This is a genomic window from Leptolyngbya sp. GGD (assembly GCF_026735145.1).
Taxonomy (GTDB): domain Bacteria; phylum Cyanobacteriota; class Cyanobacteriia; order Leptolyngbyales; family Leptolyngbyaceae; genus Leptolyngbya; species Leptolyngbya boryana.
The window spans coordinates 426559-448137 of record NZ_JAPQKE010000003.1 but is presented as its reverse complement, the minus strand read 5'-3'; the positions used below and the strand labels follow the sequence as shown (position 1 = coordinate 448137).

Annotated in this window: 9 protein-coding genes; 3 read left to right on the top strand and 6 right to left on the bottom strand. The window is 47.9% G+C overall.

Annotation, left to right across the window (positions count from 1 at the left end):
* Positions 1-154: 154 nt before the first annotated feature.
* A complete protein-coding gene (gene kdpB, locus OU814_RS16975; RefSeq protein WP_036044575.1) occupies positions 155-2221 on the top strand; it encodes a potassium-transporting ATPase subunit KdpB in 2067 nt (688 codons plus the stop codon).
* Between the two features lie 99 nt (positions 2222-2320).
* Here the strand turns inward: kdpB and OU814_RS16970 are convergent, their stop codons facing one another.
* The 6 genes from OU814_RS16970 to OU814_RS16945 form a co-directional block, all read right to left on the bottom strand.
* Positions 2321-6574 (bottom strand): beta strand repeat-containing protein, encoded by a 4254-nt coding sequence (locus tag OU814_RS16970; protein ID WP_268184478.1) that lies wholly within the window; start codon positions 6572-6574, stop codon positions 2321-2323.
* Positions 6575-6625: 51 nt separating this feature from the next.
* On the bottom strand, positions 6626-10153 hold the full coding sequence (locus OU814_RS16965; RefSeq protein WP_268184477.1) for a TonB-dependent receptor: 3528 nt from the start codon (positions 10151-10153) through the stop codon (positions 6626-6628).
* Positions 10150-11652 (bottom strand): DUF11 domain-containing protein, encoded by a 1503-nt coding sequence (locus OU814_RS16960; protein WP_268184476.1) that lies wholly within the window; start codon positions 11650-11652, stop codon positions 10150-10152. Before OU814_RS16960 ends, OU814_RS16965 begins: the two co-directional genes overlap by 4 nt.
* A gap of 143 nt (positions 11653-11795) precedes the next feature.
* Positions 11796-12359 carry a DUF11 domain-containing protein gene (locus OU814_RS16955; protein WP_017287910.1) on the bottom strand — a complete coding sequence of 188 codons (564 nt, stop codon included), beginning with the start codon at positions 12357-12359 and terminating at the stop codon, positions 11796-11798.
* Positions 12360-12463: 104 nt separating this feature from the next.
* Positions 12464-14947 carry a DUF7925 domain-containing protein gene (locus OU814_RS16950; RefSeq protein WP_268184475.1) on the bottom strand — a complete coding sequence of 828 codons (2484 nt, stop codon included), beginning with the start codon at positions 14945-14947 and terminating at the stop codon, positions 12464-12466.
* Positions 14948-15342: 395 nt separating this feature from the next.
* Positions 15343-17682: a response regulator gene (locus OU814_RS16945; RefSeq protein ID WP_268184474.1), complete on the bottom strand. Its 2340-nt coding sequence runs from the start codon at positions 17680-17682 to the stop codon at positions 15343-15345.
* Between the two features lie 431 nt (positions 17683-18113).
* Here OU814_RS16945 and OU814_RS16940 point away from each other — a divergent pair, with 431 nt between their 5' ends.
* The gene (locus OU814_RS16940) at positions 18114-18674 is read left to right on the top strand and encodes a hypothetical protein (protein WP_268184473.1); all 561 of its coding nucleotides are present in this window, start codon (positions 18114-18116) and stop codon (positions 18672-18674) included.
* Between the two features lie 192 nt (positions 18675-18866).
* Positions 18867-21539, top strand: coding sequence for a DNA mismatch repair protein MutS (mutS, locus tag OU814_RS16935; RefSeq protein WP_268184472.1), 2673 nt, complete (start codon positions 18867-18869; stop codon positions 21537-21539).
* The last annotated feature ends 40 nt before the right edge of the window (positions 21540-21579 follow it).

Sequence of the window (21579 nt, the reverse complement as noted above, 5' to 3'; positions counted from 1 at the left end):
ACAGCCGAGCGCTACACGTCACAAATGCGCCTCGAAGCCTCGATACAGACTTGCTTATAGGAGTGTTATTTTAAGTCTCAATGCGTTGGCATTCTTCTCTAGGCTGGAATTAGGATGTGTTGCCGAAGCGTTCCAAATTGGAAAAAGATGAGTCATGAAGAGAAATACTGCTCGCAAAAGGATGTATCAGCAAGCGATTCGAGGCGCATTTGTGAAGCTCGATCCTCGTGTTGCGGTGCGAAATCCGGTGATGTTTATCGTTTGGGTCGGAACGATCGTGACTTTACTGGTGACTCTTGATCCGAATCTATTTGGAACGATTCAAGCTGATCTGACTCAACAGCGATTGCTGAATGGCATGATCACAGTGATTCTGCTTTTTACTGTGCTCTTTGCTAATTTTGCAGAAGCGATCGCAGAAGGACGGGGGAAAGCTCAAGCAGATGCATTGAGAGCAACGCGGTCAGATACGATCGCGAAAAAAATCATCAACGGCACAGTGCAAGAAGTGAGTTCAACGAGCTTGCGCAAAGGCGATGAAGTTCGAGTCGTTGCAGGCGATCTGATTCCGGCAGATGGCGAAGTAATTCAAGGACTCGGATCAGTTGATGAATCAGCGATTACAGGCGAATCTGCTCCCGTTTTGAAACAACCTGGAACAGATATTTCAAGCTCAGTAACAGGGGGGACAAGGCTACTTTCGGATGAGTTAGTGGTGAGAATTACTTCTGATCCAGGGCAGGGATTCATCGATCGTATGATCTCATTAGTCGAAGGTGCAGAGCGATCGAAGACTCCGAATGAAATTGCCCTCACTGTTCTCCTCGCCGTTCTGACGTTAGTCTTTCTGATTGTGGTTTCGACGCTCTCCCCTCTAGTTCACTCTGTTGCAAGAGGCATTGAAGATGTGACTGCTGCAAATCAGTTACGAGCAGGTACGAGTGTCGCAATTTTGATCTCATTGTTAGTTGCTTTGATTCCAACCACGATTGGGGGATTGTTAAGTGCGATCGGGATTGCGGGAATGGATCGAGTCGCTCAATTTAATGTGATTGCAACTTCAGGACGAGCCGTTGAAGCTTGCGGTGATATCAATACATTGGTGCTAGATAAAACTGGAACAATCACTTTAGGAAATCGCCTTGCAGCACAGCTTATTCCAATTCATGGTCATTCGATCGAGGAAATGGCTCAAGTCGCTCTTGCTGCAAGCGTGTTTGATCAAACGCCAGAAGGTCGATCGATTGTGCAATTAGCTGAACAAAGTCGCGCAAGATTGGACTTCGATTTGGACAATGCAAGCGGGGTAGAGTTTTCGGCTCGAACTCGTATGAGTGGCACCAATCTTCCGAATGGGCGAGAAGCCCGAAAAGGGGCGATTGAAGCGATTCGGGGCTTTGTACGTTCTAGGGGTGGTCAGATTTCTTCGGAACTAGAGCAAGCCTATGAAAGAGTTTCACGGTTAGGCGGAACGCCGCTCGGGGTTTGCCAAGATGATGAAATCTATGGCGTGATTTATCTCAAGGATATTGTCAAACCAGGACTTCGAGAGCGGTTTGATCAGTTGCGCCGCATGGGTGTGAAAACGATCATGCTGACGGGAGATAATCGGATTACGGCTTCAGTGATTGCTCAAGAAGCAGGAGTCGATGATTTTATTGCAGAAGCAACGCCCGAAGACAAAATCCATGTAATTCGCGAAGAACAATCGCAGGGAAAGCTCGTTGCAATGACAGGAGACGGCACAAATGATGCTCCGGCTCTAGCACAGGCGAATGTCGGTTTAGCAATGAACTCTGGAACTCAAGCAGCAAAAGAAGCGGCAAATATGGTGGATTTGGATTCTGATCCGACCAAGTTGATCGATTTGGTCACGATCGGAAAGCAACTTCTCATGACTAGAGGTGCATTGACGACGTTCTCGATCGCGAATGACATCGCCAAGTATTTTGCAATTATCCCTACACTGTTTGCTTCGGCGGGGATTGGAGCATTGAATATTATGGGACTCAAAAGCGCACAATCAGCGATCGTGTCAGCATTGATCTACAACGCACTGATTATTCCTGCTTTAATTCCACTAGCTCTACAAGGGGTAAAATTCCGCCCTTTGACAGCGGATCAACTGCTCAAACGCAATATATTGCTTTATGGCTTGGGTGGCATTGTTGCGCCTTTTATTGCAATTAAGATCATTGACCTCCTCTTGCCATTTTCCTAAGGATTATAAATTTAATCTGTCCAGCACATTCGAGTGGAGAAGGGGGAGAACTCAGATGCAGCTTATCCCCTATCTTCCCGTCAAATGTGCTGGATTCGCCTACTTCACCCTTGCTCGAAAGCGAACAAACCCGTAAGAATCAGCAGGGACACCTGGAGCCGTTGCGCTGTTCAAATTGCCTAAATTGACAACCACTGCACCATTAGTATTGGCTCCATTACAATTAATTCCGCTGAATTCAGGAACCAAGCTAGGTTCAACTCCGGGTGGAAAATAGCGAGCACGATCGCCATCGGCAACACCTGTTAGTGCTAGGCTATTGCCTCCAACATTCACCACAATGCCGCGATTTGCTGTACTGATTCCATTTGGATCAGCAGGCACGCCTGTGCTAAATGCAGTCGGATTAAATGTGACATTCGTGGGAACGCGATCGCAGAAGAGAACGTTTTGAGCTTCTCCGTCTCCTGCGGATAAGAAGTAGATCGTATACTCAAGCTCATCACCGGGTTTGGTAAATCCGCCGTTTGTCCCTCCTACTAGGAAAGTGCTCAGATTTGGCCATTTATCCGTATCTTTGGGTGGATCGGTGGGATTTGGCTGAGTGGGAATCGTAATCGTATTATCGTCGTAGGGATTACTCGCCTCATCTTTATACAAGCTCAGATTGTCTCCGCCTTGAGTGCTCGTCAGACCGTTAATCGCTGTAATGCGTTTTACAACAGATACATTAGGTGAAGCACAGACCTGAATTGTCGCAGCCTCTACTCTTAGGAAAAACCCTGTCAAAGGTGATCCTGAATCTGTGATGATTTCGATGATATTGACTCCTGGCTGCCAACCTTGGGTCATATTGACAGTTCGCGTCGCACGATAATCTTCTGTTTGCGGATCTTGTGCTGGCAAAGGCGATAGATTTTCAACACCATTGACTCTAACGCTTACAAATTGGTTGTCAACTGAAACCCCGATCGGTAAAGAGACGCTAATTGCGTTTGCATTTGCAGGCAAAGTAACACTCGCTGTGTACTTGAGACGGATCGTGTCTGACGTGCCTGTATACGATCCGGGGGTCGCAATCTCACCGACAATCCCATCGAGATCTGCGTTTTGATGATTACCATTGCTATTGTTCGACAGGCGGAACGGATAACTAATCCATCGAGCATTCGATGGCTCATTGATCCATGCGCCTGGGGCTAAATTTCCAACAACAACCGCAGGCATGGGTCCAACTGGACGAGCAGGCGCATAGGGAATTGCTCCCAGACTTGCATTGAGCCACTCGACTGACCAGTTCAGATCAAAGTTTCCAGGAGAAAGTTGACCACCCGTAGAACTGATTCCAGTTGTTAAAGCTCCTGTGTAATCAGGATTACAAGTGGTAGGAGCAGGATCGGGAGCAATTACATAGCCTTGACGAATTCCAAAATTGTGATTGGGCAGAGCGCTGGTCGCCGTTGTAATCGCCATGTCTCCCAAAGTGGAGATGACCGCATCGATTGTGCCATTGAGGTTTTCACCTGTGTGATACCAACCGCTAGGAAGACTGGGGGCAGTTGGAGCAGGATCACCGATCGCAATACTTGCATTGTTAGAAAGGCGCAATGTGACTGTGCTATTCGGAGGAACATTCAACGTATATGCTCCATTCGCTGCAACGGTCGCTTTATCTACGACCTGACCCGAGGAATTCACTGCATACACGGTTAAGCTGGATGAGCCTGCATTCGTTCCGATATCATTTCCCAGATCATTATCGAAAACCACGTTTGCCGAGTGATCATGAAACACGGTACCAGAAATCGAAACTAGAGCAGCCGTAAAGGGCATGGTTACGGTTGCGGGAGTGAGAGATTCCTTTCCAGCAGCATCGATCGCGACATAGGTAAAGCTCACCGTTAATGTGCCATCATTCGGATCGATCCTCAGCCTAGCCGGATCGTAAGCGTTGATGACAAAGTTAGAAGTCGTAATCTGGGTTCCATCGTAGTAAAGTGTGCCATTACTCGGTAACGTCACAATCTTAAAGTTATTGCCGCTACCTAAAGCTCCATCTTCAGGGTCTGTTCCCGAAAGCGTCGGAACCTGAACAGTATTCGTTCCGCCGGGATTTATTTGGGGACTCGCACTCACAGGATTGGTGGTTGGAAGTTGTTCAATCCCAAAATCGCGTCCAGTGAGGTTGGTTGCACTAATATTAAAAGCAGCCGTGGTTAAAGGACTCGTGTTCGTCCATCCTACGGGAATTGATGCAGTAGGAGCAGTATTCCCAACAGTTCCAGCTATGGTACTCAGGCGAATCGTGACGTTACTTTGATTGCCAGTAATATTGTTGAAAGTGTAAGTACCGTTGGCAGCAATGGGAGTAGTTGCAATGACATTTCCGGCACTATTTACCAAAATTGCATTCAGTCCACCTGCATTGGTTCCAGGTTCAGACCCAGTTCTGATATTACTGAAGGTATTGTTTGCACTATTATCTGCATCATTCCAAACAGTTCCGCTGATGCTAATAACAGCAGGAGTAACAACAGTTGCGGTTGTAGGATCGATCGTGGAATTTTGGATTTGCGTAATACTGCCAGCAGGAACAGTAACACCCGAAGGCAGGGAACTCGTATTATCTACGTTATCTGTGAGTGTGCCGCTTCCCGGAATGCTAGAACCTGTTGCATTTGCCTGATTACTGAGGGTTCCGCTAAATCCGCTGTTCACAGTCGTTGGAATACTCACCGTAATCACCCCACTTGCGCCAAGCGTTGCCCCCGTGTTGAGCAAGTTGCTGACCGCACCCGCAGAGGCACCTGTGTAGGCACTGTTTCTTGTAGCACTGGTTCCGCTACCCGATACGGTAACGGTTTGAGAACCCGCCGCAGTTGTCAAGCCAGTCGGTAATTGATCATTGATCTGAACGTTAGAGACGGCAGCAGTACTATTGTTGCGATAAGAAATCGTCCAAGTCAGCGTATCGCCAGGAGTGACAGTACCACTGCCATCCGCGTCGGTGGTTAATCTCACTGACTTGTAGCCAGATACAGGCGATGTAATAGTTGTTGTGGCATTGGTAGTGGAAACGCCACTGATGGGACTATCCAGATAAACGATCGTACCCTGGTTTGTAATACTAGAAGGCAAGTTTGTAGTGTTAACCGTAACCTGAAATGTGAGAGTGGCACGGTTCGCATTACCAACTTTCAAGGTGCCATTAGAAGCATTACGACCTGTAATTCGATAAGCACTTGCGAAGGGGTAGGTTGCCGCGTTCAGGTTTGTGCCATTCAAAGTTGCGCTGTTGGCAACATAAGTGGTTCCCGCAGGAAGCGGATCAATGAAGTCGAGGTTGACCGCAGGCGCACTCCCAATGTTTTCGACTTCGATCGTATAAGTCAATGTTGCACCCGGTAGCACTGACCCTGTAGGACTAACCGTTTTCGTCGCCTGGATCTGGGGATCAATCAGCGGAAAATTACCGCTTGCTAAATCAGGAAGAGATATATTTACCAAGGTTGAGCCAACTTGTACAGCCGATGCATCATTGATACTAACCCTGTAAACGTTAGCACCTCCTGCCGTAAGGGAACCAGCAATTAATAAGTTACCATTACTGTCGAAAGCAATACTTCCAATCGTTATGAAGCTAGTCGCAAGAGGTGTTCCCCCAACCGAAACTTGCCCGATCGGAATTGCTTCAGGAGGAGTAACATTCATATTCAGGCGATACAAAGAATTTCCAAAGATTGCCCACCCTCTACCATAACCATCAAAAGCAATGTCACCGCTAGCTGTCGTTCCTGATGGAGAAGTTCCAAGAAAATTGACTGTTCCTAGGTTTGTAATTGTGGATGGAGTGCCTGTTGTAAAGGTATAGATTGTATTGTTACTAGAAATTGCATATCCTGTTGTCCCACGAAATCCCATGCGTAAGATTGGCACATTGCTATCACTTCCTGGAAATGTTCCAAGGCTAGCTGATTCACCAGCACTAGTGTACCGAATGAGGTTATTAGGACTAGTAGTACGATCGGAGTAATATAAGGCAGATCCATTCGGATCAAACGCCATTGCTGCTGTAGCCGTAATCCTAGATGAAGTAAATGGTGGTGAAGAAAGTGCACCCGTTGTTACATTGAGAGTACTAATATTCCTTGCAGTACCCGCAGTACTTCCCCATACAGCATAGACGTTGGTACTGTTAAGCGTAACTTGGGCATTTGCCACTGACGCAAATGATGAGAATAAGAAGGCAATGAGTGATAATACTGGATAAATCGTTTTTCGATATTTTATGTTTCGCCGTTGCTTCTGAAAGGCGCGACGCAATGCTCTAAAGAATCGTAGAAAGGAATACATGGGTAACATCCTGGCTCAGTTTCGGGGCAGAGTGAGAAGAATCGCGATAGTTTAACGTGGCGTATCGGTAGAGGAATTTGCTTGCGGCGTTGCTGGTGTGGCTTGTTGGGTAGTGACTTGATCCTCTTTGACATTTTGTGGAGGTGGCACTTTTTGCAATCCAAAGCCGTTGAAAAGTTCATTCACTTTCATGGTTAAGCCAAGATAGATTCCTCCAGCAGAACGCGATCCGGTTAAGTCTCGATCGTGGGCACGCCCGAAGCTATAGCCTGCGGCAAGCCGAAGATTTGGATTGAGGTAGTAGCCCGCTTCGATCGCTAAGCCAGTTTCACTAAATCCAGCAGTTTGATGAATCCAACGAGCCTCACCCGTTATATCCCATTGCTCTGCAAAACGGTAAGTTGCGCGAATCTGAGTTAACGTTGCAGTGCTTGTTCCTGCCAAATCACTTGCTAAATAAGAGCGACTATTCCGCAGAGCAAATTTACCATAAAATTCCCATCGCCAATCCGGGGCATAGATTGCTTCGAGTCCAAATAGATGATCCTTTGTGCCAGTGCCAGTGCTGAATAAAATACTGTCAGGAATCGTCGCAGGATTTTTGCGGTATTCGTACCGTAGTAGGGCATTGAATCGATCGTCGCGTGGATTGCGATAAGCTAAACCAAATTTCAAGTTCGCTGTGTCTGGCAACCCAACCAAGGTCTGATTCGCGCTATTCGCTTGCTGATATCGCAGCAACGCGGTTAGCTCAGGACTAATTTTTCCAGCCGCTGCGGCTGAAATTACTGTATTGCGACTCTGTGAAGACGAGCGATGCTCATAACGAGCGCTCGCTTTAAAGTCTGGACTACCCGTGTATTCAAGCCCAACGCTATAACTATCACCACTTTCAAGTCCAAGCGCCGAAGCACCTTGTCCAAACGCAAAAGGCTGAGCAAATCGAGAACCAGCAGCACTTCGACCAAGAAAATCGCCGAAGATGCGATCGTATGCTAAGTCAAGCCGTAACCCAGGAGAAATCACGATGCCTTGATTAATTCCAATTGCGCCCTGCATCGTTAAATCGTTCGCACCGCCCCAGAGCGTATAGCGCCCTCTCAACGTCGTGTCTCGCGCCAATTTATAGTCGCCAATCACATTTAAGCTGGTGATCGATTGTCCTTCAAATTGCCCACGAGTGAAAAATTGTTGGGCTAACTGAACATTGATACCAGAAACAACTTGCCAGTTTAGACCCAGTAACGTGCGATCGCTATAAATCGCATCTGTTTCTTGAGAAAGCGTCGTCTCATTCTGAGCAATAAACGTCAAGTCGCGAGTCAGCGGGACATTGAGGCGCGATCGCAATTGATCCGAGTTACTATCCAAACCAGAATTCAGCCGATCTTCGCGATCGCGGTGAATCCAATCGACGGTTAAATCCGCTGTGCCAATTTTCTGCTGAATCCCTGCCAAAATCGTCGTGAGCGAATTGTCAACCTGTGTCCCTGGGAGTGGCTCTGTTCGAGGATTAAAGAGATCTTCGAGTGTGGTTAACGGACGCGGTGCAATGCCGCGATTATCCTCATGGTCATATTGAAATCGTAAATTTGTCGTTTTACCAACTTGTGCTGTCAGTTGAGTCCCATAGCGAGTTTGACCTGGAACAAAACTAACCGTTGCATTGTTTGCAAAGCCTGTATCAGCTTGACGATAGTAGGCACGCGCATCAATGCCTTGCGAAAGTTTGCTTTCTAGCTCAAACCGATAAGCGGACCCGCTGACTAATCCCAGCACATCAGAGAGATTTGTCGATCGAGCATATTCTGCTAAAGCATGACTATTCTGACCGAGGGAAACAAACGCATCGGCTCCATACAACTCAAAGTCTCTCGTGCCTTGATCTTCTCGAAGATAAGTCGCACCTAGCCAACTTTCACGATTTAAGCCACGGGCGAAATGATATCGCACTCGACCCGCAAACATCCGAGAATCTGAGCCAGGCGTATCGTATTGATAGGTCGAAACAATACGACGAACCAGCGTTTCTCCAACCTCTCCAACATCAGTTCGAGTGATCGGCTCACGAAATAAAATCGTGCCTCGATCGTAATCAATTTCATAATCTTTTCCACGGCTCAGTTGCTGACGTTTGAGCACGGTTCCGGGTCGATTGAGTTCTTCGAGTTCCAGAAAAATCGACTCGCTCCCTTCAACGAGCAACCGACGAGAGAGAAAGTAAAATCCGCTTGTGCCATCAGGAACAAGCGTATCGCGTTGAAATCCCTGAATATTGTTCGCAAACAGTCCTGTGATTTGGAGATTGCCGAAATTGTAGTTCGTCTTAAAACCGTGAAGCTGACGATTTGTCGCACTGAATTCTTGCGATCGCGTCGCAAATTCTTCAGTGGTGTAATCACCCCACATGGCATAGTCTGTCCCGGCTCCAGCAACAGGTGAGGTGCGTTCTAGCTTCAGGAAAAGACTATCGATCGAAGGCGTGAGAATCGTTGATTCAGAGCTATCTCCATAAACACTATAGTTCTGATCACAGGATTGGTCATTGGGTCGAAACAAACTATTCGTGCCATCACACGTCTCATTCAAAGGACGAGCACTGTTGTATGCACCTGTGAGCAACCAATCTCCGATTCGCCCCGTCGCAAAAACGGCTGCACCGAAATCGAGTTGATAGTTGTTATCTCGATTCACAGGCAGAAAATCACGGAAGCTTCTGTAAAAATCTGTGCCTTGTCTACCGAATCGTAAATCAATCACCCCCGTCGCGATCGAAGGACGCAGGTTCGTCTCAAACTGCAATTGAGTAAAGTCTTCTAGCTTTCCAACAGCCGCGCGAATGGTCACCGTCCTTGCTTCTAATCCCGATCTCAATCGCGCCGTAAATTGTCCTCGCTCTGCTTTGACTTGAAAGCCAGGCTGATCCGCTGCTGCATCTGTATCTAGGAATTCGCCTGCGGTCGTTGAAAGCGTGATTAATGCGTCTCGATTCGATCGATTGCCTTGTCCATCCAGAAGCTCGCCTCGAATCGCCGCAGTCGATCGTCCATCTGCAGGAATTTTGGCTTCTGCGGCTTGTACAGAGAGTTTCTCAGCTTCCCCACGTACCTGTACGGTGACTTGCGCTGATTGACGAGCACCAATGATTTGCGCAGAGATTGTATTGCTACCTGGTTGCAGCGAAACACCATAGTAAGTTCGGAGCACCTGACCTGATTTTTGATCCGTCTCGGTTCGTCCAATCAGTTGATCAGAGACAAGTACACCATTGACTCGCAGTTCGACCTGCTTACCTTCTGGAGCTTGAACAACAACCATTGCAGCAGGCACATCAATAACCGCATCGATCGCAGGTGAAAGAATCTTGACTTCATCAGTTGTGCTTTGCGCAGAGAATTCCGGGTTGGGTTGCCGTTCAGGCTTTACCTCAACTGCGGTTGAACTCGGTTTTGCTGCATCAACTGATTCAAGAGATGTCGGGGTTGATTGCTGTTTAGAATTCGCCTCCTGAGCTTGTACTGGAGCGAGCAAAACTCCCGCCAAGAAGAGAGAGACATACAAGAAAAACTGCGACTTCATGACTTGCCCTCTTTACGCGAGACTGGAACGACACCAAAATTCATTCGTACCAGTCCGCCCGGAGCAAGACGAACTAGCCGAGATTGACTCCGGCGCTCTCTAAACGTGGGAGTTGGTGCAAGGGTATAAGACGGAATACTACTGAGATCCAAAACACCAGATCGGCTTCCAGGCAAAACATTCGCGACCGAAAACAATCCATCTTTATCCGTCGTAATTCGATTTCCGTCATCAAGGAAAATTACAGCATTAGGAATTCCAGGTTCATCCTTCTGCTGTTCTCCGTCTTGGTTCTTATCCTCAAACACTCGCCCAATGATGGTTCCACAATCGGAAGTAATCCCCGGACGAATGCGGAGTTGATGAGTTGCCGGGCCATCTTTCACAGCAAACCCGTTATCCACTCGTTGCCCATTGACGATCGCGCTATTGCGTCCCGATCCTCGAATTGCATCAGGCGTAAGCTGTGTTGCATAAGCAATGTTCATGACACTGCCCCGTGGAATCGTCGCAGTCGAGCGGAAAATCACCGTCGAACCTTGTGTTTCAGTCATGACAGGCACAATCTGCCCGCCGACTTCTGCCTGCACTGAATTCGCTAAGAACTTGAACCCAGTTGGCAAAGTATCGGTCGCTTGAATTTGAGTTAAGCCTGCATCTGATTGGTTCCGAATCGACAATCGATAGATCACAGAGTCCCCCGGCTCTGCGGTTGCGCGATCGCCACTCTTGACTAATTGCATTTGCTCAGACTGACAAAGCAAAGAGTTAAACTGCAACGATAAAAGGTCTAAGCCAACTTGCTCAGCATCTGGAACAAACACGACTGTACTTGTAATATTCGTTCCGCCAGTCGTACTGATCGGTTGATCATCAAGCGACGTTGCCAGATAGCGGACGATGCTGTTATTGACTGTTCCAGTAGGTGTGAGAATTTCAATCTTGATGCGGCGTTGTCGATAGATTGAATTGGCAGGCGGATTGATCACAAGGATGTAAGTTTTTCCTGGATCTGTTTGACCACGATTTGGGTCAAACAGGAAGTTATATCGACCGCCCTCGCCATTCGTGAGAAAGAAAGGATTAATGTTACTCAGATTGGGTGCCAGTCCTGGACGGATTCCATTCCCCGGAATGTCGGGACTCTCAGTAGGAGTCAGATCAACTAACCGACCCAGCTCTGTCCCTGTCGGATCGCTTGGATCTGGCTCATATAGAGCGACCGAGAATCCGCGATAGTCTGGCAGCAATTCACCATTACACCCAAGCACCCGTCCTAATGGATCAACAAGTCCACTAGCAACCGTTCCCAAGGAATTAGAAATGAGACTATAGGGGCGCTGCGACCTCCGATCGACATAACGTAACTCGGCTTGATTGCTTAAGAGAGGACGACTTTGGGAAAACGTAGCAGGGGCTGTGACTCCACTAGCAACGATCGCTAACAGCACACTCTGCCAAGTTCGATATATTTTTTCTCTCATCTGAGGACGATTCACGAGGCTCCTCTTAGTCCCTAACTCTTGGGGGAATAAAGCTATAACAGTTGAAAAAATTGAATGTATGAAAAAAAGAGGGAAAAGAAACCGATAGAAGCGCTCTATTTCTAAGCTCGCTCTTTCCCTCTAGTCCAAACTTCGCTCTAGCGGACTTCGACTTGGTAAGCAGCCATCAGGGCAGCTTGAGGATTCAAATCTTTAGCCAGGTTCCAGCGCACATGGGTATAAGCTTCAGCAGGTGCAGGACGTTCGACCGTCTTGCCGTCTGCTAAGGTCACCGTCACTGTCGGTGCTTCCACAAAAGTTTTGCCGTTATCAATGCTGTAAGTGATCTGTCCTGCACTGTTTGTTGTGGCTGAGTTCAACACAAATTTTGTGCCTTTCGGAATCGGTTGGGTCAATTCAATGCCTTGAGCAGGCAGATCTCCCGCATTTTTCCCGGTCAAGCTGTACCGCAGAACATTCCCGGGTTCAACCAGAGCTTTGCCTTGCAGAGCATTCCACTTCACTTGTTTTTGCCCTTGCTCATTGACCATGACGGTTTGCTTCTCAACTGCAAGGTTGAGTTTGACTTCTGGGCGTTGTAGGCGCTCTGCGATCGCGGCTCCTGCCTGTTGCAGGCTTGCCATCACAGGCGTACCGTTGAGGAATGGCAATGTTGCAGCAATGAGAGCTACTGCACCTAAACTAATAGACCAACGTTTCATAAAGGTTCTCCGGTAAAAAATAAATGCAGATGATGGGATGAACAATCAGACCTTTTGCAAGGAGCAGCGTTAGAAAATCACTCCTTGCAAAAAGGCTACTGAGCTTAGTTCACGCGACGGCGGAACGTGAAGGTTCGAGATTGCTGAGGTGCAACAATGCCAGTTACCGTGTTCACATATCGCGTCACATCAGTAGTTGCCGTCGTTCCCGTCTGATCAACAGCCCCAGTCGTTGCTGGATTGCCGCTAAAGAAATTAACCGTCGAAGCACCAGAATCCGCTGCACTTCCTACAATGTTGCTCGTGTCAATGATGCCATTGCCATCATTGTCTCTTGCCCAGTTGTTCGTGTTGTTTGCACCGGATACGCCATTTTCATCAATCACCACTTGCTCAGCTTCCAGGATGATGTTGCCTGTGCCGGATTGCGGTTCTGAAATGTTGGTGTAGGTAATCCGATACTCAATGATGTTGCCTGGAGCAGGCGTTTTTTGGGTAGTGCTGAACGTGGAATCCGCAGCTGTCGGTGCTGGACCTGTACCCGGCAGAATGCGGCTCTCTTTGACCGTTCTGAGGTAGCCTGTATAGACTCGATCGATGGTCAAATTCGTCGCCTCAATCGTCGCAATGTTACTATCTGTATCAATTCCTGCCTGAATTGGAACCGGGAAACCTCGATTGATATCGGTTGACAGCGGCGTGTTCAGCGGAAGATTGACCTCAACCCCGTAGTTCACCTGCTGACCCGGTTGAACATTGTTGATTTGAATCGGGTTTCCACCTGTGTTGCTCGATACGATCGTGTAGTTCCCTGCACCGTCATACTGATAAGTCACAGAACTGCTACCAGCCGTAATCGTCACCGTAGAATTTGCAGGAAGATGATCCAGAGTTGCTGGAGGTTGTGGAGTCAGCACAATATTGCCAGGACTCGTTCCACTGTTCAGCACCGTGTTTGTAAAGGCAACAGGAGCGGGGTCAAGCGTTGCATTAGTTCCAGCAACGAGGTTCGGTGGAACAGGAGACGAAGCATTCGTAAAGTCGTCATTGTCTGTACCAGAAGGGCCCGTTGCGGTGGGTGCGCCATCGGGACCATTGCTCACAGCAGCCGGGACAGGCGTGTTTAGGGTGAAAACACTGGCTTCACCACCCCCTTCAGTTGGGGTGCTGTCTTGACCCGAATTATTGTTGCCGGAATCGATACCTGTTTCAGGGCTAGCTGGAGTATTGACGAAACCATCGTCAATGTCTGTATCAGGCAAAGCATCAGGCACACCATCGCCGTTTGAATCTGTTCCAGGAGGAGTTCCATCGTCGCTGTAGTTACTTGGATTCTGGTCACCAGATTCGTCGTAAACTGGTACACCAGGTTGTCCAACCGTTTGGCTTGGAGTCGAACCGAACAATTGGCCAATGTTTGCAACTGTAATAGACGCAGGAGTTCCTGCTACGGCTACGGTGATTTGGAATCCGGTGACTGTCGTTCCAGGCGCAATCGTGCCCGTTCTGACAAAACCAACCCGGGTTGGATTCGCGATCGGAGTTGTGCTCCACGTCGCTTGGTTTGCATCGATTGAAATCGCAGAGCTAGTGTAAACTGTTTGCCAACCCAGTGGAGCAACAGCACTGACAAACGTTGTGCCTAGAGGAATCGCATCCGAGACTAAGATATTTGAGCCAGCTACACCATTGACTGTCGTTCCAGCCAAAGGCGCAGGCGTAATTCCAAGTCCGGTTGGATCAGTATTTTCAACTCGCAAGCTCAATCCATAGGAGATTTGATCATCACCGGGACCCGGTGCTCCAGTGGGGGTATAGCCTGTCCGAGTCTTCAGCAATGTTGCTAACGCATAGGTTCTTGCCGTTTGATTGACCGTTGCTTGTGCTGTACTGCTCGCTTCTCGAACGCCGTTGACAGGTGCGCCTGTCACTTCTCCGCCTGGCGTTCCGTCTGGATTATCGACGGTATAAACGTCGCCTCCATTCGGGCTTCGGGCTTGGTTTTGGGCATCTCCAGGAGTATCCCCTAAGGTGACAGAAACCACATCATTCGCCTGTGCCCCAGCTGCGATCGTCACAGGCACACGCACTAGAATTGAACCGCCCGGCACAATCCCGTTCGCTAAGCTTGGGATTGTGTTGGTGAGCAATTCACTTCCTGGAAACGCAGTCCAAGTCGCTCCCCCATCAATGCTGTACTCTAGGGTTCCAGGTGTACCTGGTCCAGTCACTCTTGCCAGGTTTGGAATCCGGAAACTCGTTGGATCGTTACCAACGTTGGTCAAGCTGTAGGTGTAGTAAAGGGTGTCTCCAACCTCAACCTGTCCGCCGTCAACATCTGTAACCCCTGAGGCGGTCACCGTAATCCCCGCGACTTCTGCAACTTGCACTGAGACAGTGTTTGAGGTTGCATTGATGGTCGTTCCCGGATCTCTGGGAGAACGGTAGGTAACATTGGCGGTGTTACTAATCGAAGTACCGGCTTGAGTTCCTTCTGCAAATACAGGTGCGAGAGGGAATCCAGTGGTGAGTAAAAATGTAGCAGCAAGCAGTTGACTCGCTCGCCGGGGGGTGCGTCGTGGTTGCATGATTGACCAATTAAATAAGTGACAAACTCTGCTGAACCTATGCCAAACCGCTCCGCGTTATCGGTTACGGGCAATCTAGGCAGATAGGCAATTTCATATGCAATACCCTGTAGGACTCATTGAATGCTCACCCTTTTAAATTGCGAGTATAAAATGAATCTCTAATTGAATTGCCGAATACTGAATTTGGTAGATATATCCAGTCAGCATCTAGCTCAAGTAGGAGTTTAGGCAATAAGTTGTGACAAAGTTGTGACAAAAATCCTGATTGTAAAAAAAGATACTCAGTAAGATTCTTGATTTTAAGTTGAGCTTCGCAAAATCTTCCGTGAAAGTGCGAGATTGAGTGATTGCAATCACAAAGAATTGTGTCTTCTCTCACTTGCATTTGCAGATTAACGGATCGAGTCCAGCGCCTTGCATACACTCTGCATTAGCAGTGGGATTGCACAAGGCATAATCACATAATCAAAACAGCCAAAATTCCTTGCCATTTCTGCTTCTGCAGGTTGGGTAGCCAGTAAAATAACGGGGGTAGTTTGCAAAAACTTCTGCTTTTTCAAACGCTGTAGCAGTGTGATCCCGTTTAATTTAGGTAATTGTGCTTCAAGGAGCAGGACTTTTTTGCTTGCGCCTTCAGCTTGTAATTCTTCTAATCCCGATCGACCATCTTGGAGCCATCGAATCCGATAGCCCCGCGTCAAGAGCGCGCGCACCATCTCCTCAGCAAACGTGGAGGGTCGATGCAGCAAAATGACATCCCGATCTGTTGCATCAGGTTGCCAGCCCGCAGGTAGAACACGATCGATCATGTCAGCTTTTGTTTGCTCTAGTGTGGCGATCGCGGCTTGATAAAGTGAGGGAAGATCGACTCCATCCTTGGGATACTCGGCAACTGCTGCCCTGAATGTGATCGCAATCGAACCCATAGGCAATCTTAATTCTGTCTGGTGTAGGGACTCTAGCATCTGTGCGAGCCAATCTCCAACCTCACCTTGCGTCAGATTGTAGGTTCCAACCACAAATTCTGATCCACTCCAACGAGCAATCACATCTTCGATACGAAATGATTTCCGAAGAGAAGTCGCAATTTGCTGTAAAACTTGATTGCCATAGCGATATCCGTGCTGCTGATTTAGGGTTTGCAAGTCATTCAGCCTGAGAACAGCAAAGCATAGCACCTGTTGGTTCTGATGGGCGAGATGCAATAATTGTCTGAGCATTCCTCGGGCTTGCTGTTGCGTCGGCAAATTGGTTAATGGATCAACATCGGCCTGATGCCGAATATGCTGCATTCGAGTTAATCGTTTAGAGACTCGCTCGATTAATTCAGCCGGAACAATGGGTTTACTGACATAATCATCTGCCCCGACTGCAAAAATTTCTCGAATGATATCAAGATTATGTAGACCTGTTAGAAATAAAACGGGTAGCCAAGACCACCGCACATCCTCGCGAATTGCCTGACATAAACGAAGTCCGTCAATATGCGGCAATTTGACATCAAGAATGACTAAATCAGGCGCAAAAGACTCAAGTTCTTCCCAGAGTCTTAAAGGATTCGTGATGGCGTTGACCTGAATGCTACAGTCCTCCAATATTCCTTTAATTAAACGAACCACCATAGGGTCGTCATCGACAATCATGACCCGCTGCATCAGAGGTTGCGACGGTTCCAACCGATCTAGACTCGCTTTGAGCAACTCAGTTGGTGTAATCGGGTAGTACAAGCTGCCCCGGATTTGAGCAGACCAGTTCTGTTCACACTCTGGATTCAGTCTTTTGAGCAGCAAAACGGGCGTGTTCTGAATCGATGATTCAGGCAGAACCAGATCGCAGTCCAGCACAATGAGAGCAAAGCGTTGATGCTGAAGTCGTATCTGGGCGATCGCGCTTGTCGGAGCACCCGTCACTTGAATGGAATACAGATCTGATTCTTGAATAATTTGATCGAGCAAGTGCTGATCGGATAAGACGACTAAGACTTGGGGCTGCTGTTGTACTCGATAAGGCTTGAGCGTTGCAGAAACTTCACTTTTGACAGATAAAGATCGAATCGGTTCTCGTAACTCAGGATTGAGGCGATATCCCTGTCCATACACCGTTTCAATCAGCTCCTCTGCGTAGATCGCTTTCAATTTCTGTCGTAATCGCTTAATCAACGCCCGAACGGCTTCTTCCTTGCGCGGGTCTTCATCCAGCGACCAGAGATGATCGACTAGATCGCTTTGACTATATACTCGACCCTCTAGCAATCGCTCTAGCAGCGCGAATTCTTTAGAGGTTAAATCTAACCGAGTCTGATCATAAAGGACTTCGCGAGTATGACAATCAAGCTGCAATTTTCCCCAGCGTAGAATCGTTGAAATTGCGGCTGTTTTACGTCGAAACAACGCCCGGATTCGAGCTTCTAGCTCTGCTAGAGCAATCGGCTTCACAATATAGTCATCAGCACCACTATCTAAGCCTAGTACTCGATCTGCGATCGCACTTTTGGAAGTAATCATCATCACCAAGGTTGAATGACCTCGATTTCGCAAGCGCTTGCAAAATTGGATGCCATCGATTTTAGGAAGCATCACAGCCAGCAAAATCAAATCGTATTCGATCGCTTCGACGAGTTCCCAACCTGCTTGACCATCGATCGCAATATCAACCGTGTAAAGTTGCTTGGTTAACGCCGCTTTGATCGCTGTAGAAACTTGCTCATCATTTTCTACTAGCAAAACTCGCATAGGCTTGCATCACACAATTCGCTAAACCGTTTTAGCACCGCCTTTTTTTTTGTCACGGTTTTTTATTCAGACTTTCGGTGATTGAACGGTTGAGATCAGTTTCAGCCTCAGATCAATCAGCGAACTTAACCGAGCGCAACTACCCCAAAGTTTTGCGCAATCTCTTCCGTGTTCTAACGGAATTTTCCAAGAGTTTGATAAAGATTACAAAAACCTGGGGACTCTCTTAAATGTAAAAAGTGTTGTTCTGCTGACGAGTTTTGCGAGCTATGTTCTCGCTCACTCACCCTTGCTCATCATGAAAAATCTGCATCAGTTCCTAGCCGCAAGTTCTCTACTCAGAAGTAGTCTAACCGACTTTCAGCCTGCGATCGACGCTGCTAGAACATTCTTCTTCCGTTGTCAGATTCACTAACCCCTAGGAGAGAACAATGACACGTCGCTATGTGGTATTTGGCTTGGGAATTGCAGCTGCGATCGCCATGATCCCAGTCGATGGAACCCCTGCTGCGGCTCGTTTTTTTGAGCAGGGCAGATCTGTCGCACAATCCATCCATCAAACGGAAGTTGAATTGAAGCTGATTGCTAAGCAAAAGCACGTGCAGAAAGATGCACGAGGCAAAGAGCAAGTCATTTGGAACGAGCTTAAACAAGATACGATGGTGAAAAAAGGTACGGTGCTGCGATTTCAGGTTATCGGCAAAAATACAAGCGATCGTCCGGCTGAAAAATTAGTCGTGACTCAACCGATTCCGCAAGGAACAATCTATAGCCTCAACTCCGCAATCAAAGGGGATGCAGAATTAACCTACAGCATTGATGGCGGCAAAACGTTTTCTGAAAATCCAATGATTTTGATCACTTTGCCAGATGGTAGAACGGGAATGCAGCCTGCGCCTGCTGATACTTACAGCCATCTCCGTTGGGTGTTTAATCGAGCGATCGCACCGAAATCTGCGGTGGAAATGAGTTACGAAGTGAGTGTGCGGTAGTAAGGCAGCGGTCTGGCAAACTCGATAGCCTGGTTCTAGCGCATGGCATCCTACCTTAGTCTCGAGAAATTTTAGCCTGCGGTAAATCCTAGGGAAAGTTTACGATCGCATAATCTTTCCCCACTTTGAATCGTAAACCCGCATAATAAATTGAGGCAGGCTAAAATTTAGTAAAAGAGTACTAATTCTTTCATGACTGTTCCCTCGACTCAGCCCGATCCGACTCATGGAGTTCCCGATCGCTTAATCAAACATTCAGTGCGATATGCAGATCATCGTGCTGTCCAGCGGGAGCATCTCACTCCCATGATGCGACATTACGCGGATCTCAAAGATCAATATCCCCATGCAATTGTCCTGTATCGAGTCGGGGACTTTTATGAAACGTTTTTCCAAGATGCACTGATTGTCTCACGAGAACTAGAAATTGTTCTGACTTCCAAAGACGGCGGCAAAGAAGTTGGGCGCGTCCCTTTATCAGGAATTCCGCATCACGCGCTCGATCGCTATTCTGCAACGTTAGTCGAAAGAGGATATGCGATCGCCGTATGCGATCAAGTTGAAGATCCTGCCGAAGCACAAGGATTAGTTCGGCGAGAAATTACCCGTGTGATTACGCCCGGCACCATTCTTGAAGAAGGAATGTTGAATGCAAAGCGAAATAACTTCTTAGCTGCAATTGTGATTGCTGGAAATCATTGGGGATTATCCTATGCGGACATTTCAACTGGAGAATTCTTAACGACGCAAGCCACCGGACTCGATCAGCTCTGTAGCGAATTAATGCGATTGCAGCCTGCGGAAGTTCTGATCCCAACCAATGCACCTGATTTAGGCGGGTTACTTCGACCCGGAGAGCGCTCTCCCCATGTTCCAGAAAGCTTGCCAACCCAGTTTTGCTATACCTTGCGATCGCAAGCTCCCTTTAATCAACATGAAGCTCGACAGCGATTGCTCGAACGTTTCAAAGTGCGATCGCTCGAAGGTCTAGGCTGTGAACATCTCCCCTTAGCAGTTCGCGCCGCAGGAGGATTGCTTGAGTATCTCGAAACTACTTCAGAGCGCAGTGTGATTGATACAACCAAATCAAAAACACCCGAACTCACCCAAGTGCCACTTCAACCGATTTGTACTTACACCATCAGTGAATATCTCACCATTGATCCCCAGACTCGGCGCAATCTAGAAATCACGCAAACCGTTCGAGATGGTGTATTTCATGGCTCATTGCTGTGGGCACTCGATCGCTCTGAAACGTCGATGGGAAGCCGTGCTTTGAGACGATGGCTCTTGCAACCTTTGCTGAACATTGACGACATTGAAGCCAGACACGACACGATTCAAGAACTCGTCCGCAATGGCATCCTTCGCGAAGACCTCAAAGCCATGCTCAATCAGATTTATGACTTGGAGCGCTTAGCAGGTCGAGCTGGATCGGGAACTGCCAACCCGCGCGATTTAGTCAATTTAGCTGAGTCGTTGAGTAAACTACCCGAACTTGCGAGGCTTGTCGCTCAGGCAAAATCTCCCTATCTCAAAGCATTGCAGCATGTTCCACCGATTCTGGAACAGCTTGGCAAACATCTTCAGGCGCATTTAGTCGATCGTCCACCGCTAGGTCTGAAAGAAGGCGGTTTGATTCGTGAAAACGTTGTGCCGCAGCTAGATGAAATGCGCCAGCAAGCTGTAGACGACGAGAAATGGTTAGCCGAACTCGAAAAAAAAGAACGCGATCGCACCGGCATTCAAACGCTAAAAGTTGGCTATAACAAAGCCTTTGGCTACTTCATTAGTATCTCTCGCGCCAAAGCTGATCAATGTCCCGAAGGCTATGAACGCAAGCAGACCTTAACGAATGAAGAACGCTTTGTGACTCCAGAACTAAAAGTTCGAGAAGGTCGGGTGATGAACGCTCGGCGAGAAATCGGGGAGCTAGAGTATGAAATTTTTGCGGGACTGCGATCGCAAGTAGGAGAACAAGCCGAAGTCATTCGTAAAGTGGCTCATGCAGTCGCAGCAGCAGATGCTCTAGCAGGACTGGCAGAGCTAGCCGTTTATCAAAATTTTTGTCGTCCTCAAATGTCAGTAGGACGAGAAATTGCGATCGTGGAAGGTCGTCATCCGGTTGTTGAACAATCGATTCCCTCAGGATTCTTTGTACCAAACTCCGCAGAACTGGGTTCTCCTGCACCCGATCTGATTGTTCTGACTGGTCCGAATGCAAGTGGTAAAAGCTGCTACCTGCGCCAGATTGGTTTAATTCAACTCATGGCACAGATTGGGAGCTTTGTTCCGGCTGAATCCGCACAACTTGGCATTTGCGATCGCATTTTCACGCGGGTCGGGGCAGTCGATGATCTCGCAACTGGACAATCAACATTCATGGTTGAAATGAATGAAACTGCCAATATTCTGAATCATGCCACTGAGCGATCGCTCGTGCTACTTGATGAGATTGGACGAGGAACTGCGACGTTTGATGGATTGTCGATCGCGTGGGCAGTCGCCGAACATCTCGCAACTGAGATTCGAGCTAGAACGATTTTCGCAACGCACTATCACGAACTGAATGAACTCGCTTCGATCTTGCCGAATGTCGCAAACTATCAAGTCACAGTGCGAGAAATGCCCGAGCAAATTATTTTCCTGCATAAAGTTCAACCCGGAGGAGCAGATCGCTCTTATGGCATTGAAGCTGGACGACTCGCAGGACTGCCGAGTTCAGTCATCGATCGTGCCCGGCAAGTCATGACTCAAATCGAGAAACATAGCAAAATCGCGATCGGACTGCGTAAAGGCAAAGCCAAGCCATCAGAGCGAGCGAAAGAACCAGCCCAACAACTTGACATTTTTACTGAACTTTAAGGCAGCCAGGAATTTCTCAAGCTTGATGCAGACAATTGAG

What these genes read in the sequence shown, in the direction of transcription:
- mutS (WP_268184472.1), top strand. Translation starts at nt 18,867, where the DNA reads ATGACTGTTCCCTCGACTCAGCCCGATCCGACTCATGGAGTTCCCGAT.
- OU814_RS16950 (WP_268184475.1), bottom strand. Translation starts at nt 14,947, where the DNA reads ATGCAACCACGACGCACCCCCCGGCGAGCGAGTCAACTGCTTGCTGCT.
- OU814_RS16940 (WP_268184473.1), top strand. Translation starts at nt 18,114, where the DNA reads ATGACACGTCGCTATGTGGTATTTGGCTTGGGAATTGCAGCTGCGATC.
- OU814_RS16955 (WP_017287910.1), bottom strand. Translation starts at nt 12,359, where the DNA reads ATGAAACGTTGGTCTATTAGTTTAGGTGCAGTAGCTCTCATTGCTGCA.
- OU814_RS16945 (WP_268184474.1), bottom strand. Translation starts at nt 17,682, where the DNA reads ATGCGAGTTTTGCTAGTAGAAAATGATGAGCAAGTTTCTACAGCGATC.
- kdpB (WP_036044575.1), top strand. Translation starts at nt 155, where the DNA reads ATGAAGAGAAATACTGCTCGCAAAAGGATGTATCAGCAAGCGATTCGA.
- OU814_RS16965 (WP_268184477.1), bottom strand. Translation starts at nt 10,153, where the DNA reads ATGAAGTCGCAGTTTTTCTTGTATGTCTCTCTCTTCTTGGCGGGAGTT.
- OU814_RS16970 (WP_268184478.1), bottom strand. Translation starts at nt 6,574, where the DNA reads ATGTATTCCTTTCTACGATTCTTTAGAGCATTGCGTCGCGCCTTTCAG.